The sequence below is a fragment of the Pseudomonas sp. PDM32 genome, from assembly GCF_019219225.1.
GTDB lineage: Bacteria > Pseudomonadota > Gammaproteobacteria > Pseudomonadales > Pseudomonadaceae > Aquipseudomonas > Aquipseudomonas laurylsulfatiphila.
On the sequence record NZ_JAHUWE010000003.1, the window covers coordinates 422,549 to 436,930 of the forward strand.

At 61.4% G+C, this 14,382-nt stretch carries 15 protein-coding genes; 6 read left to right on the plus strand and 9 right to left on the minus strand.

What is annotated here, in order from left to right; all coding sequences use genetic code 11:
• Nucleotides 1–19: 19 nt before the first annotated feature.
• On the minus strand, nucleotides 20–934 hold the full coding sequence (locus KW846_RS08340; RefSeq protein ID WP_218481920.1) for a pirin family protein: 915 nt from the start codon (nucleotides 932–934) through the stop codon (nucleotides 20–22).
• Nucleotides 935–1,056: 122 nt separating this feature from the next.
• Between KW846_RS08340 and KW846_RS08345 the strand changes: the two genes are divergently transcribed.
• The 3 genes from KW846_RS08345 to KW846_RS08355 all read left to right on the plus strand — a co-directional run bounded on the left by KW846_RS08345 (nucleotide 1,057) and on the right by KW846_RS08355 (nucleotide 4,059).
• On the plus strand, nucleotides 1,057–1,968 hold the full coding sequence (locus KW846_RS08345; protein WP_218481921.1) for a LysR family transcriptional regulator: 912 nt from the start codon (nucleotides 1,057–1,059) through the stop codon (nucleotides 1,966–1,968).
• A gap of 94 nt (nucleotides 1,969–2,062) precedes the next feature.
• The gene (locus tag KW846_RS08350) at nucleotides 2,063–2,878 is read left to right on the plus strand and encodes an AraC family transcriptional regulator (RefSeq protein ID WP_218481922.1); all 816 of its coding nucleotides are present in this window, start codon (nucleotides 2,063–2,065) and stop codon (nucleotides 2,876–2,878) included.
• A gap of 107 nt (nucleotides 2,879–2,985) precedes the next feature.
• Nucleotides 2,986–4,059 carry a low specificity L-threonine aldolase gene (locus KW846_RS08355; RefSeq protein WP_256356642.1) on the plus strand — a complete coding sequence of 358 codons (1,074 nt, stop codon included), beginning with the start codon at nucleotides 2,986–2,988 and terminating at the stop codon, nucleotides 4,057–4,059.
• Between the two features lie 79 nt (nucleotides 4,060–4,138).
• On the opposite strand, the gene KW846_RS08360 is transcribed toward KW846_RS08355, so the two are convergent.
• The 4 genes from KW846_RS08360 to KW846_RS08375 all read right to left on the minus strand — a co-directional run bounded on the left by KW846_RS08360 (nucleotide 4,139) and on the right by KW846_RS08375 (nucleotide 6,722).
• Nucleotides 4,139–4,396 (minus strand): Atu4866 domain-containing protein, encoded by a 258-nt coding sequence (locus KW846_RS08360; RefSeq protein WP_218481923.1) that lies wholly within the window; start codon nucleotides 4,394–4,396, stop codon nucleotides 4,139–4,141.
• A 15-nt stretch (nucleotides 4,397–4,411) separates the two neighbouring features.
• Entirely contained in the window at nucleotides 4,412–5,149 is a 738-nt protein-coding gene (locus tag KW846_RS08365) for an SDR family oxidoreductase (protein WP_218481924.1), read from the minus strand.
• 133 nt (nucleotides 5,150–5,282) lie between these two features.
• Nucleotides 5,283–6,206, minus strand: a complete 924-nt coding sequence (locus KW846_RS08370) for an NADP-dependent oxidoreductase (RefSeq protein WP_116582730.1) — start codon at nucleotides 6,204–6,206, stop codon at nucleotides 5,283–5,285.
• 75 nt (nucleotides 6,207–6,281) lie between these two features.
• Nucleotides 6,282–6,722 carry a DoxX family protein gene (locus KW846_RS08375; protein ID WP_218481925.1) on the minus strand — a complete coding sequence of 147 codons (441 nt, stop codon included), beginning with the start codon at nucleotides 6,720–6,722 and terminating at the stop codon, nucleotides 6,282–6,284.
• A 156-nt stretch (nucleotides 6,723–6,878) separates the two neighbouring features.
• On the opposite strand from KW846_RS08375, the gene KW846_RS08380 reads away from it, so the two are divergent.
• Nucleotides 6,879–7,781, plus strand: a complete 903-nt coding sequence (locus KW846_RS08380; protein WP_218481926.1) for a helix-turn-helix domain-containing protein — start codon at nucleotides 6,879–6,881, stop codon at nucleotides 7,779–7,781.
• A 44-nt stretch (nucleotides 7,782–7,825) separates the two neighbouring features.
• Here the strand turns inward: KW846_RS08380 and KW846_RS08385 are convergent, their stop codons facing one another.
• Entirely contained in the window at nucleotides 7,826–8,590 is a 765-nt protein-coding gene (locus tag KW846_RS08385) for an SDR family NAD(P)-dependent oxidoreductase (RefSeq protein WP_218481927.1), read from the minus strand.
• A 252-nt stretch (nucleotides 8,591–8,842) separates the two neighbouring features.
• On the opposite strand from KW846_RS08385, the gene KW846_RS08390 reads away from it, so the two are divergent.
• Nucleotides 8,843–9,760, plus strand: coding sequence for a LysR family transcriptional regulator (locus tag KW846_RS08390; protein WP_218481928.1), 918 nt, complete (start codon nucleotides 8,843–8,845; stop codon nucleotides 9,758–9,760).
• 177 nt (nucleotides 9,761–9,937) lie between these two features.
• A complete protein-coding gene (locus tag KW846_RS08395) occupies nucleotides 9,938–10,831 on the plus strand; it encodes a LysR family transcriptional regulator (RefSeq protein WP_218481929.1) in 894 nt (297 codons plus the stop codon).
• Here the strand turns inward: KW846_RS08395 and KW846_RS08400 are convergent.
• The 3 genes from KW846_RS08400 to KW846_RS08410 form a co-directional block, all read right to left on the minus strand.
• A complete protein-coding gene (locus KW846_RS08400) occupies nucleotides 10,819–11,991 on the minus strand; it encodes a carboxymuconolactone decarboxylase family protein (RefSeq protein ID WP_218481930.1) in 1,173 nt (390 codons plus the stop codon). The genes KW846_RS08395 and KW846_RS08400 overlap by 13 nt on opposite strands.
• Nucleotides 11,992–12,009: 18 nt before the next feature.
• The gene (locus tag KW846_RS08405) at nucleotides 12,010–13,062 is read right to left on the minus strand and encodes an alpha/beta hydrolase (RefSeq protein ID WP_218481931.1); all 1,053 of its coding nucleotides are present in this window, start codon (nucleotides 13,060–13,062) and stop codon (nucleotides 12,010–12,012) included.
• 64 nt (nucleotides 13,063–13,126) lie between these two features.
• Nucleotides 13,127–14,230: an alpha/beta fold hydrolase gene (locus KW846_RS08410; RefSeq protein ID WP_218481932.1), complete on the minus strand. Its 1,104-nt coding sequence runs from the start codon at nucleotides 14,228–14,230 to the stop codon at nucleotides 13,127–13,129.
• Nucleotides 14,231–14,382 lie beyond the last annotated feature (152 nt).

Consider the following 14,382-nt stretch of genomic DNA (forward strand, 5'->3'; position numbering starts at 1 on the left):
GGCCAGGCACACGTCAGGGCTATTTGAAAACCGGCACACTGCCTGAGCCGTTGGGCTTTTTCAGATATTCACGCAACCGGACGCCAATCTCGGCGATTTTCGCCTCCCCCGCCCGCAAGGCTTGCGGGTTGGTATGCACCGAGTAATTGCCCAGTGCCAGTTCATGGGGATGGGGTAACGCCGAGCCGATCACGAAGACCGTATCCTCGTGCATGGCCTTGAGCGTAACGGCACCGCTACCGGGTTCGAAGATCACCATTTCTCCCGCCATGACCACCCCGGGCGCGCCAAGGGATCCGCGGCTGACACTCAACCACAACGACTCATGTCCATCGGGCGGCACATAGCGCCAGGATTCCCCGGCACGCAGCGTGACCAGCAGATAATTCATGCCGGCGGGAGCGCGGACCGGACTCTGAACGCCTTGATAGGTGCCGAGAATCACCCGCGCCGGCCCTACTTCAGGCATCGCGCTGGACTCCAGGTACTGGCTGTCGACACTGGCGTTTTCCAACGCTGGCGGCAGCGCCACCCACAATTGAAAACCCTGGATCCGTTTCGATGTCCCCATCGACATTTCCTTGCCGTGCCAGACCCCGCCTCCGGCCCGCATCCACTCGACACCGCCGTAGTCGATCATGCCCTTGCCCGAATCCGCATCCTCGAAGCGCAGGTTGCCTTCAGTAATGACGGTAACGGTGGCGATGCCCGAGTGCGGATGCATGGGCATGCCGTTGATGAACGAGCTCTCACCTTCGAACAGGTCAAGGAACACAAACGGCTTGATCAGCTGGCCGAGATCACCGGGGCTCATCAACCGGACAATAGCGCCATGCCCGCTGCCTGTGGTGCGGTAGCTGATCGCCCGATAAGAGTCGGTTTCACGCGCAGTGCCCGGAGCAACCGCGTTGTAAGGCTGTGGCTGAACATTCATCAGGATCACTCTAAGCAGGAGGCCTCGCGGCCCGATACCCCAGACAATAGAGCGAGGCCGATTACTTGATTAGCCGGTACAATTGGATTGCACTCGTCCACCCACGTCAGGAATGACCGGCCATGCTCGACCTCAATGACATCGCGATGTTTGTCCAGGTGGTCCGCTGCGGCAGCTTTGCCGAGGCGGCGCGCCGGCTGGGCATGCCGCCCAATACCCTGAGTCGCCGCATCCAGCAGCTCGAAGCGCACCTCGGCACACGGCTGCTGCAACGCTCGACCCGCAAGCTCACGCTCACCAGTGCCGGCCAAGGCTTTCACGAGCGTTGCGTGGGCGCCGTCGATGGACTGCTCGAAGCGGGACAAGCGTTGATGACCGGCAGCAACGAACCCAGCGGGCTGGTACGCGTGGCGGCTCCCGCTGACTTTTTCGACTTTTTCCAGATGGAGTGGGTGAGCGGGTTTCTGGCCGCGCACCCGCGCGTGCGGCTCGATTTCGTGCTCAGCGACGCGAAGGCCGACCTGATCGCAGAACAGATCGACGTCGCCTTTCGCGGCGGCCCCTTGCGCGATTCGGGCTTTGTCGGGCGCCAGATCCTTGATCCGCGCAGCGTCGGCATGGTGGCCAGTCCGGCCTACATCGCGGCGCGTGGCGCCCCCCACACCTTGCAGGACCTGGCGGACCACGACTGTGTGATCTCCGCACAGCCGGGTGGCCACGCCACCTGGCGCCTGGTCGGTCCCGATGGCGAGGAAGAAGTGCAGGTTGCCGGGCGCTTCAGCGGCAATACCGCACAGGCATTGCGCAAGGCCGCCGTGGCCGGGCTCGGCATCGCACTGCTGCCGCCCGTGATGGCCAGGCTAGAAGTAGAGACCGGCGCGCTGATCCCGGTATTGCCGCAATACCAACCCAAAGGCTATGGCCTGAACGTGCTGTATCCGAGCCGCCGCCAGCTGCCGCTGGCGGTATCGGCATTCATCGGGCTGGTGATCCAGAAGATGAATACGGCAGACTCACCGCAGGTGCCTCGGTAACCACCCCCGTTACTGGCACCCCATGGATCTGAACCGCGGGAGCACCTAGACTTTGTGCGCCCCTGCCCTCCTCGCCGATTGTTGAACGGGTCCCATGACTGAGCATGCCAAGTACCATCACGTGTCCGAAGTACCAGGCCTGGTCTTGGGTTCTGCACGCTTTGCGGATGTCGGCTTCGACCGCCATTACCACCTCGATTTCCACATTGGCTTTGTCACCGAAGGCATCCAGCGCCATCGTTCGAAGGGCGAGTCGTTTCTTTTGGGGCCGGGACGCATTGCCCTGATGCCGCCGGGTGAAATTCACGATGGCGCTTCTGAAGGCGGCGGCGCCTATACGCTCAAGACGTTCCGCCTGTCGCAGGCACTGATCGCGGACATGACCGAGGAAATCAGCGGTCAACCGGGAGAGCTTGAGTTGAGCAGTGTGTTGCTGGAGGACCCGCGGCTTGTCGGCAACCTGAGCGGGCTGCACGAAGCGATGCAGCAGGACGTGGGCCCCGGCAGCCTCGCGGTGCAGACGCAATGGATCACCCTGCTTGAACGCCTGTTGCGCCAGTCACGGACAATCACGCCCGAAAGCATTCCCGGATCGCTCTCAGCCCTGCAATGGTCGCGCGTCAGGGACTATTGTTTCAGCCACATCGATCAGCGCATCACGCTCGATGATCTTGCCGGACTGTGCGGTCTGGGCCGATTCCCGTTCCTCAAGCAGTTCAAGCGGACCATCGGCATGACGCCGCACGCGTGGCTGCTTCGGCTGCGTCTGGAACGGGCGTGTGGCCTGCTATCGCGCAGCGGCCAACCGATCATCGATGTCGCCCACGCCGTCGGCTTTTACGATCAGAGCCATTTCAACCGCGCCTTCCGCCAGGCATTCGGCGTCGCCCCCTCGCGCTACAGGACTTAGGGCGTCGCACAGGCGAGCGTCAATTTTTTACAAGCGCGACAACCGCCCCTCTCCCTAGGATGCGCCAATCCAGGCGAAACACCTTCGCCTGCGCAGCCGAGAGTTGGATGATGAACGGTGAAACAAGCAGAGCGCCCGCCCTGGGTTTTTCAAGTGACAACATCGCCGGCGCATCGCCGGAGGTGGCACACGCCCTCGCCAAACACAGCACGGGCCAGGCGGGCCCCTATGGCAGCGACGAGTTGACGGCGCAGGTCCAGCGCAAATTCAGCGAGATCTTCGAGCGCGACGTGGAGGTCCTTCTCGTGCCCACCGGCACCGCCGCCAACGGGCTGTGCCTGAGCGCGATGACACCACCCTGGGGAAACATCTATTGCCATCCCGCCAGTCACATCAATAACGACGAATGTGGCGCGCCTGAGTTCTTCTCCAACGGCGCAAAGCTGATGACCATCGACGGCCCGTCAGCCAAGCTGGACATCAACCGACTGCGTGAGCGCACCCGCGAAAAACTGGGTGACGTGCACACGACCCAGCCCGCCTGCGTCAGCATCACCCAGGCCACCGAAGTTGGCAGCGTCTACACCCTGGACGACATCGCGGCCATCGGTGAGGTCTGCAAGTCGGCCTCCCTCGGGTTCCATATGGATGGATCCCGATTCGCCAACGCCCTGGTGTCCCTGGGTTGTTCGGCGGCAGAGATGACCTGGAAGGCCGGCGTGGATGCCCTGTCGTTTGGCGCCACCAAGAATGGCGTGCTGGCGGCGGAAGCCATCGTCCTGTTCAACGCCTCCCTCGCCACCGAGATGAGGTACCGCCGCAAGCGTGCAGGTCACCTATTCTCCAAAATGCGATTTCTTTCGGCACAGATCGATGCGTACCTGAGCGATGATCTCTGGCTGCGCAATGCCCGCCAAGCCAACGATGCCGCCCAGCGCCTGGCGCAGGGGCTTGCCGGGCTGAGCGGCGTTGAAGTGCTGGGCGGCACCGAGGCGAATATCCTGTTCTGTCGGCTGGACTCTGCCGTGATCGATGCACTGCTGAAGGCCGGGTTCGTCTTCTACCATGATCGCTGGGGCCCTAACATCGTGCGTTTTGTCACCTCGTTCGCCACCACCGCCGAGGATGTCGATCACCTGTTGAGCCATGTGAGGCGAGTGGTGAGGTCGGTACACGCATAACGGGCGCAATGCGCAATGACCGATGGCGGCGGTGCTCACTCTCAGTCGAATGAGCACCCGCCACTGCGGCGTCAGGCGTCTACAACTGGCGGTAAAGAATCATGCCCGCGTGATACAGAATCCCGTCGCGGAACTCCCCGTCAGCCGTGAAGCCGGTGTCATCGACGTACTCGATGTGGTCACCCTCCAGCCAATACCGGCCCTGGTAGGCACTCGTCTTGCGGCCCCGGGCTTCATCGTATCGGCCACCCGGTAACAGCTCATGGCGGATGAGTCCGTCTGCCGTGACCCACAGACCGACGTACTTAGCCTGATCAGCGGATTTTTTCCTCGTCATGTTCAGGTCCTCCGTTCAGAACGCGCTGGCCGTTGGGCGGACAATCAGCTCACTGACGTCCACATCGGCAGGTTGTTCAATGGCGTAAGCGATCGCACGAGCGACCGCCATTGCAGGGATGGCGATCTTGCGGAACTCGCGCATCTCGGCCCGCCCGCCTTCATCGGAAATGCTCTCGGCCAATTCGGACTCGGTAACCCCAGGAGAAATCACGGTGACACGAATGTCCCCGCCGACCTCCTGGCGCAACCCTTCCGAAATGGCGCGCACGGCAAACTTGGTCGCGCAGTAGACTGCCGCTGTCGGGCTCACGGTGTAGGCACCGATCGAGGCGATATTGATGAACTGGCCTGATTGCTGTTTTTGCATCAGCGGCAAACCGGCCGCGATACCGTGCAAGACCCCGCGAATATTGACGTCGATCATCCGGTCCCACTCGGAGACTTTCAGCGCCTCAAGTTTCGACAGCGGCATCACCCCGGCATTGTTGACGATCACATCGACCCGGCCATGCAGCTTCAACGCAAAGTCCACAAACCCTTGCATGTCGTCTCGGCGGGTGACATCCAATGCCTGGAAGTGAGCGACTCCACCGCTCGCGTTGATCGCGCCACAGAGTACTTCGAGGCGCTCGGTACGACGCGCCCCGAGCACGACATGCGCCCCCTTGCTGGCCAACAGGCGCGCTGTCGCCTCGCCTATACCACTGCTCGCGCCGGTGATCAGAACGATTTTTTTCGAGATGTTCGACATGACCCTATTCCCTCACTTGAGTGTCTGGTGACGCGAGAGCGGTGTCTCGCTGCCAGTCCAGATTAGGAATAACGACGGTCGGCCAGTTAGTCAGATCCTTCTGACAACTTGCCTGATCCTGTCGGGGAACCCCTTACTTCGTTGCGTCGAGGACAAGCCTGCCCTGTAAATGCCGGCCCATGCTTTTCTCGATCGCCACTTTCGCCTCACTCAACGGGAATGCCTCGACGTCGACCCTGAGGTGTCCCTTGTCGAACAGTTCGGCAATCAGCGAAAGCTGCCGGCCATCGGAGCGGGTGGCAAAGTTGGCCGGGGTCACACCGTAGTCGTTGGCCAGCGACATGTTCGGCAGGCTCACGGGCGATACCAGCACGCCGTGTTTTTTCAGCACCGCAAAGGAACGGGTCTGTGTGTCGCCGCCCACCAGGTCCAGTACCACATCGACACCGGACACCAGCTCTTCGAATGCCTGGGTCCTGTAGTCGATGGTGTAATCAGCGCCGAGGTCTTTCAGGTAAGCGTGATTGTGCGCGGAGGCCGTTGCGTAGACTTCGGCGCCCAGGTACTTGGCCATCTGCACGGCCATGCTGCCCACGCCCCCGGCCGCGGCGTGGATCAACACTTTCTGTCGACGTTGCACACCCGCGTGTTCGGTCAGGGCCTGCCAGGCCGTCAGGGCCGTGGCGGGGACAGCGCTGGCCTGCAAGGCACTGAGTGATGTGGGTTTCAGCGCCAGTTTTGCAACCTGGGCGACGGCTTTGCTCGCATAACCCCCGACGATGTTGATGAAGCCGAACACTTCATCGCCGAGGCTGAACTCAGTGACGCCCTGCCCCAGCGCGATCACGGTACCGGCCACTTCAACCCCCGGGGTAAAGGGCAGCGGCAAAGGGATGAACGCTTTCATGGCACCGGAGAGGATCTTCCAGTCAATCGGGTTCACCCCGGCTCCGGCGACATCGATCAGCACTTCACCGACACCGGCCACCGGGTCGGCAATGTCTTCCAGACGTAAAACTTCAGGGCTGCCGTATTCGTACACGCGTATGGCTTTCATGGAGGTCTCGACTATCGAAAAAGAAGGGAGAAGAACTTTGCGCTGCGAGGGGCTGGCCTTCGCAGCGCGGGGATATCAACGACGGCGAGCGTCGAGACTGAAACGACCGGCACCGAAGGCCACGACCTGCAACAGGCCACCGGCCATCGCGATGTTCTTGAAGAAGTGAATGAACTGGTTTTGATCGCCCAGGGCGTTATGGAAAGCCAATGCGGTAAACACGCTGAACACAGCCAGCACAGCGGCAACGGTGCGGGTGCGGTAACCGGCGATCAGTGCCAGGCCACCACCGATTTCAACGACGATCGCCAGCGTCAGCGCCAATTGCGGAAGGGGAAGACCCACGGAGCCGATGTAGCCGACCATCATGGCCGGAGCGGCCAGCTTCGAAAAACCGGAGAGGATGAAGATTGCGCTGAGCAGTACGCGGCCGATCAACGAGGCCGAAGCCTGGGTGACGTTGGAACGGCTCTGTTCAGCGGTGGCGGAATGAGCGATGTTTGCGGAAGTCGTCATGTGGCATTTCCTTCAATGGGGGTGCGATTCGACATGAACCGCACTGTTGAGGAAATGTTGCTCCTGGCCAGCTCATCTGAATAGACGACTAATTTAGATCATTAGATTCGATAGAATAGACAAGCTAATCACCCCCCATCGAAAGGGAGCTCAATCGTGCAAACCGCTGAGCGAACGTCTGCAACAGGCCTGGAGGCCCACATTCGCGGCCAGCGCCTGGCCGCCTCCGACGAGGTTTTTTCCAACGATGTGCTGGTGCAGATCTTTACCCGTGAGCGGATCGAGCAAAGCGTTATCGTTCCCGCCGTGGCTGAGCCGCTGATCGTCTGGGTACTTTCCGGGAGCGCCACCATTGAGGAACGGGAGGCAGGCGAAGCGTGGCGGGCGAGTGAAGTGACACAGGGGGATTTTTTCCTCACCACCAGCGCCATGCCCTACGAGATGCGCTGGCAAGTGACCAGTGCGGAGCCCTTTGTGGTGATGCACATTTACCTCGGCCTGCCCCTGCTGGAACGAGCGATCCGGGAAACCGGCAAACACGTCACCGGTTCGATTTGTCTGCGTGAAATATCCGGGGGGCGTGACGAGACTTTATCGTTGTTATTCGAACAGTTCAGGGTCGAACTGCGATCCCGGGGAGAAACCAGCCCGCTGCTGATGCAAGGCATCGCCCAGTGCATCGCCGTGCACCTGGCGCGCCACTATCTGGATGCGCAAGCCGATAACATCGTTCAGCGCAACGCCCTGCCGGCCTTCAAGCTCAAGCGTGCGGTGACTGCGATGGAGGCGTCGCTGGGTGAGACGTTTTGCCTGGGGGATCTGGCCGACGCAGCCGGGATGAGCGAGTACCACTTCAGCCGCCTGTTCAAACGCGCCACGGGACTTTCACCCTCGCGCTACTTCATCAGGCTGAGAATGACCAAGGCCAGGCAACTGCTGATCGAAACCGACATGAGCATCATCGATGCGGGACTTGAGGTCGGGTACAGCAGCGCCAGCCATTTTTCCCAGGCATTCAAACGGGAGGTCGGCGTCCCGCCCAGTCATTACCGCAAATGAAAACGCGGCACGGCGCTCGCCGTGCCGCCAGTACAACCGGCCAATCAACTGCCCACGGGAATGCTCATGCCGCCATCGGCCATGACCACCGAGCCGACTATGAAACTGGCACGCTCGGAGGCCAGGAACGCCACGATCTCGGCGATTTCATCGGGCGAAGCCGCACGGCCGATCGGCGCCGACTTGCCGTGCTCTTGCAGGAAGCCCGGGCCGTCTTCCATGAAGTGATTGAGCAGATTGGTGACCACGTCGCCCACTCCAATCGCATTGACCCGAATACCGTGTTCTATCGCTTCCAGGGCCTGGGTTCGGGTCAGTTGCGCCAGGGCCCCTTTCGACGCCGTGTAGGCCGCGATGCCCGGGAACGCGAAGTAAGAGGCATAGGACGCGATGTTGACGATGGCGCCTGACTTTTGCTTCATCATTTCCTTCGCCGCTTCACGAGAATGAAGGAACGCGCCCGTCACGTTGGTCTCCATCTGCCAGCTCCAGTCCTCGCGCGTCATCTCGACCAGAGGCTTGTAGATGATCCGCCCCGCGTTGTTGACCAGCACATCGAGCTTGCCGAAGTGTTGAACGGCCAGGGCAACCACTTTTTCCGCCGAGCCATCGACCGTGATGTCGGCCACGAATGGCACCAGGCCCGGACGCTCGAGGGCGTTCACTTCAGGGCTGATGTCTTCGGCAATGACCTTGGCGCCACGGGCATGGAACAGCTCGGCGATGGCACGGCCGATACCGCTGGCGGCGCCCGTGACAATCACGACTTTGCCGGCGATCTCGTTGGGGGTAGCAATAAAATCAGTCATCTCGTTTCTCCTGGCAAGAGAGCAGCTGAACCATTCCAGCCGCTGCGCATACGCCTGAACGTATGCGGGGTGTCGCTTTCGACGACTCAACTGTCACCGATCACGGTTCGCCACTCTTTAGGAGCCTTGTTCAACCTGTCGCGGTTTTGCGCTTATCTGCCTGGTGTTTCATTTTTCCAGCACACCGGGCGGATGCGTGACGCTATACGATGTACCGGGATAATATTGGCCATTTCGTTCGAGGAAATTGGCATGATCTCTGACCCCGGAACACCGACACTGGACCAGCTGCGCGTGTTCCTGACGGTCGTGGAAGTCGGCAGTTTTGCCGCAGCGGCCAGAAAACTGCACCGGGCCACCTCGGTCATCAGTTACTCGATCGCCAACCTGGAAATGCAGCTCGGCGTGTCGCTGTTTGACCGCCAGACCACCCGCAAACCCCAGCTCACCGATGCCGGCCGTACCGTGCTGGCCGAAGCCAGGACCATCGCCAACGGTATTCATGGATTGCGCGCCAAAGTGAAGGGCCTGCTCCAGGGGCTCGAAGCCGAGGTTCACGTGGTACTCGATGTGATGCTTCCCCCCGAGCGCGTGGTGGACGCACTCAAATCCTTTCGCGAAGAATTCCCGACCGTTGCCCTGCACTTGCATATGGAAGCCCTCGGCGCCGTCACTGAGCTGGTGATCAACCGTGGCGCGATCATCGGCGTCAGTGGGCCAATGAATGAAGGCATCGACGGTATCGAAAGAATGGGCGTCGGCAGTGTCGAGCTGATTCCGGTGGCCGCCCCCAATCATCCACTGGCATCGAGCGACTCGAATGTTCCGGGCGCCGGGCGAGAGTTCACGCAACTGGTGCTGTCCGACCGTTCGGTGCTGACCAAGGACAAGGATTTCGCCGTGCTCAGCAACCGCACCTGGCGGCTGGCGGACCTGGGCGCCAAACACATGCTGCTGCGTGAAGGCATCGGCTGGGGCAACATGCCAGCCCCGATGGTCCAGGAAGATCTGCAGAGCGGCCGACTCGTGCAACTGAACATTCCGGAATACAAAAGCGGCCAATATACCTTCGACGTCATCTACCGCACGGATGTGCCACCGGGGCCGGCGGCGCGGTGGTTGATTGAACGCTTCGTCCAACAAGGCTCGGCGCAGGCGGCATCGGCTTGAGGGCGGGACTTGTCGATTTTCTGGAAATCCCGGGGGAACAGAGATTACGAAATATCCTACGGTTTCCCGGAATTACGTGATGAACCATTTTTTGCCCAGACCGTGAACGTTCCAGGGCAACACCATTACTCACTTCAGATGGCATAATCGCAACCGGTTCATAACAGGTGCGTATCAATGACCGTCGAAAGCTACGACCAACTGGCGATCTTCTCGGCCGTGGCACAGGAGCGCAGTTTCACCCGTGCCGCCGCCAGGCTGGGTATGTCGCAGCCGGCCTTGAGCCGCGCCATGCGCCAGCTGGAGGATCGACTGGGTGTTCGGTTATTGTCTCGCACCACGCGCAGCGTTTCGCCGACTGAAGCCGGCGAGCATCTGCTGCGGGTGATCGCCCCCAGGTTCGAAGAGATCGACAACGAACTGGCCCTGCTCAGCGCGTTCCGCGACAAGCCGGCGGGCAAGTTGCGGATCACGGCCGGCGAGCATTCAGCGATCACGGTTCTGCACCCCGTACTGGCCAAATTGCTGCCGGACTATCCTGACCTCAACATCGAAATCATCGTCGACTACGGCTTTACCGACATAGTGGCCGAAGGCTTCGACGCTGGCGTACGGTTGGGTGAGCAGGTCGCCAAGGACATGATCGCCATGCGCATCGGCCCCGACATGCGTATGGCGGTGGTCGGCTCCCCCGCGTATTTCACCCGATATTCAAAGCCCGTCGTCCCGATCGATCTGATGCAGCACAATTGCATCACCTTGCGCATGCCGACTCACGGTGGGCTGTATTCGTGGGAGTTCGAGAAGAATGGCCAGCCCGTGAACGTCCGCGTCGAGGGTCAACTGGTGTTCAACAACATTGCCATGCGCCTGCAGGCCGCCCTGCAGGGGTTGGGCCTGGCCTACATGCCAGAAGACCAGGTGCAGGAGCATGTAGCGCAGGGCCGGTTGATCCGCGTGCTCACGGACTGGTGCGAGCCGTTCTCCGGCTACCACCTCTATTACCCAAGCCGGCGGCAAAGCTCGCCGGCCTTTACCCTGCTGCGCGAAGCCTTGCGCTATCCGGGCTGATTGGCCTGGGTGACGTGCAGCGCCTCGGCGGCGCGCTTGGCTGCTTCGGCATCCCCCTGATCGGCCAGTAGCCGGGTCAACTGACGCAATTGCCCGACAGTCAGGCCGACCCGCAGGCTGGCGGCCATGTGCGAGCGCAGTTGTGACTCTACGCCCGGCGTGGCGGCCAGCGCCGCGACGGTCGCCAGCTCCCGACTTTGCCAGTCAAGGTTGTCGCGCTCGAAAATGTCACCGAACAGATGCGTTTGCAGGTACTGATTGATGACTGGGACGAAGTCGAACAGCGGCCCCTGGACAGGCGCCCCGGCAATACGCGCCTGGTTGGCCTTGCCAACCGCCAGCAACTCATCGCCGACGGGAATGATGCGACCGGGCTCGCGCCCCGCGACATCCTCGATACCCCGCTGTTTGCGTGCCTGGACCACTTTCATCAACTCGCCAAGGGCATTGAGGCTGCGCGGAAAACCGCTGTAGGCGTAGAGCTGCACCAGTATTTCCTTGGCCTCGCTGACCGTCAGCCCCGCATCAAGCCCCTGGTTCAGGGCCGCGTTGAGTCGGGGAATATTGCTCGTGGCCATGGCGGCGGCAATCAGCGGGATGGCCTGCTGCCTGGCGGACAATGTCTCGGAAACGGGTTGCGTAGCAGGCAAGGATTGCGGCGCAACAGAACGCTGGGCGCTGTACTGGGCATCGGTGACCTTCTCCAGCCATTGCACGCTTTTGCCCTCTACCGAACCGGTCACGGCCAGGTGCGTCATGCGGCTCGCAGGAGCGGCACCATGCCAGTGCTTGACGCCCGGCGGGCAGACAATCACATCCCCCGGATGGATTTCCTGCACGGGCTTGCCCCACTCTTGCGTCAGGCCGACACCGGAGGTCACCACCAATCGTTGGCCGGCAGGATGGGTGTGCCAGGCCGAACGCGCGCCCGGCTCGAAGGTGACGTAGGCACCGGACGCATTATTCTCGCCCGTGGCAGGAAACAATGGATCGACGCGCACCTGTCCGGTGAAATAATCCGCCGGGCCGGCGACCGAAGCCTGGCTGCCTGCACGACTGATCTGCTGGGCGGCCCTGGGCTCACTGACACTGTCGGCCCCTGCTGCGCCGGCAAAAGGCGCCGCGGCGCACACCGCGATGCCAAAAAGCGTGTTTTTCATGATGAAGGATCCCTCAAGTCAGAGTGTTCTGGCGTAGAACGCGTTCAACTGGCCTATGGCGACGTCCACATACTCAGGCACCCAATAGGTTTCGATATGGGTCGCGCCATCGATCGTGAACAGTTTCTTGTCCCGGGTTCCAGTGGCCTTGGCGAACGCCTGCTCCGACATGTACAGGCTGTCGGCCTTGCTGCCGGCGATCATCAGCAAGGGTTGGTCGATCAGTTCGATCTGGTCAGTGGCATCGAAGCTCATCAGGTCCAGCAGGCTGCTCTGGGTGTAGCGGAAGGTCGAGTTCGGATGGGCGTGGGTCTTGCCGTAATACTCGAAACCCTGCCGATACAGATCGAATGGCAGTCCGGCGATCTGTTCATCGGTCAGTCTGGCGTCGCCGACGTAGAGCACCTCCCCGCCCGCCGCTTCCTGCGCGCGGGCGGCCGAAGCCTGTTGCAAGCGCTCCTGGATCGTCGACAGTTGCGAGTCCCGGTAGCCATTGCGACGCACCAGCCCGGAGTTGAACATGCTCAAGGTCGCGATCGACTGGAAGCGCTTGTCGGTTTGCGCCGCCTTCAACGAATACCCCCCGCCGCCGCAGATACCGAGCAAGCCCAGTCGCGCGCTATCGACGCCCGGATAGCGGGCGATGAAGTCCGCCATGCCATGGATGTCCTCGATGCGGTACGCGGGCTTGTCGATGTTGCGCGGCTCGCCACCGCTGGCCCCCTGATACGCCGCATCCGCCGTGATCGTGATGTAGCCTTGATCGGCCAGGCGCTGGGCATACAGGCCGGCGACCTGCTCCTTCACCCCGCCATTGGGATGCGCTACAACGACGGCCGGGTATTGCTTCGTCGCGTCATAATTGGCCGGGGTGTAGACGTTGGCGGCGATGTCCAGGCCGTTGAGTCTGTAGGTGACCGGATGGATGTTGACCTTGCCCGGCTCGTTCTTCACCAGCGCGCCTGCGTAGGTCAAGGTGTAGGGATTATGTTTGTAGTCCGCGGCCTCGGCGTCAACGCCGGACATGCCGATCATGGCGGCCATGAGAGTGGCCTTCAGCGTGGTTCGCATCTTGTGAATACTCCTGACAATTCCAGTTTCCAAGGGTGTGCGGCAGCGATTGCCCTGCTCGGCATCAATCGAGGTTTTTTTCGGCGAGAAACTGCGAAACCAGGTCCGCGATCTCGACGTTGTTCAGGTCCGAAAACGGGAAGTGGCTGTTGCCCCTGATGCCGATCTCCGGCAAGTGAATGAGCCGCACATCGCCGCCATGGCGGTTCACGGTGTCTCGCCACAGTCGCGCCATCTCGAGCCGGGCACGCCAGCTGTCCTGTGCCGGTAAACGAACCGGTTTGTCGGGGATGTTGTCGCCGTAGATGATCAGGATGGGGATATGCGTCAGCGCTTCGAACTGCGCCTTCGATACGACCTGCGCCGAGAGCGTGTCGAACGCGCTGGGAATCGGCGCCGGCACCTCGCCTTCGGGAAACACGAAGCTGCTACCCGGCTCGAACGCGACGATGCCCCGCACCTGTTGGCTCTTGATCGCGGTCATCCAACCGGGTCCACCGCCCTGAGAGTGGGTTAACAGGATGGCGGGCCCGGTCTTGTCCAACAGCGCGGATACGCCATCGGAGGCGACTTCAATGTCATAAGGGCCGGTGTTGGGTGTCATCGAACGGAAGAATTGCTCCAGCGCCTGCGGCCCACGGGGGAACTGACTGCCCTCGAAGGTTTCGGGCCACTGTCCGATGCGGAACTGGTTGAACCACAGTTGCTCGTCCGGCACTGGCTTGATCGTCGTTTCCACCAGGCTGCGCCCCGCATCGCCACGGCGCGGTTGGTCAATCAGGTAGGTGGAGAACCCGCGCCGCAGGAAGATATTCTGGAAGCCTTCGCGGCCATCGGCCGTGGTTTCCCAGGACTTCGCCGATTGCCCTGCGCCATGCCACATGACGATGGGCAACGGATGCGCATGGACCGGTACCTGATAGAACGCATACACATGGTCGCCATGGTAGGTCTGGCCGTCAGGCATCAGCGGTTTGTAAGGATCAAAGCGACCCGGCTGGGTGATCAGTCCCCCGCCGGCAATCAGGCTTCCTTGATCCTTGATGATCAGCGGGCTGCGCTCGCTGCGCTCGTCAGCTTCCACGAGCGCCCCGCCAGTCAGGGTGAGACAGAACGTGCCCGCCCTGACGGCGGCATGTGCGTACTTGCGGATGGAATCCCGGGTCATGAGTGGCTCTCGACGTGTAATCGCAGAGAGGCAAACTACCGCCCAGGCATTAATTAATGAATAGACCCAATCGGATAGCAGTAATACCAAAAACACATAATTCTATTGATTGAGACAGGTCCAGCCGAAGGTGGAGGATGTCCTGAAACAGG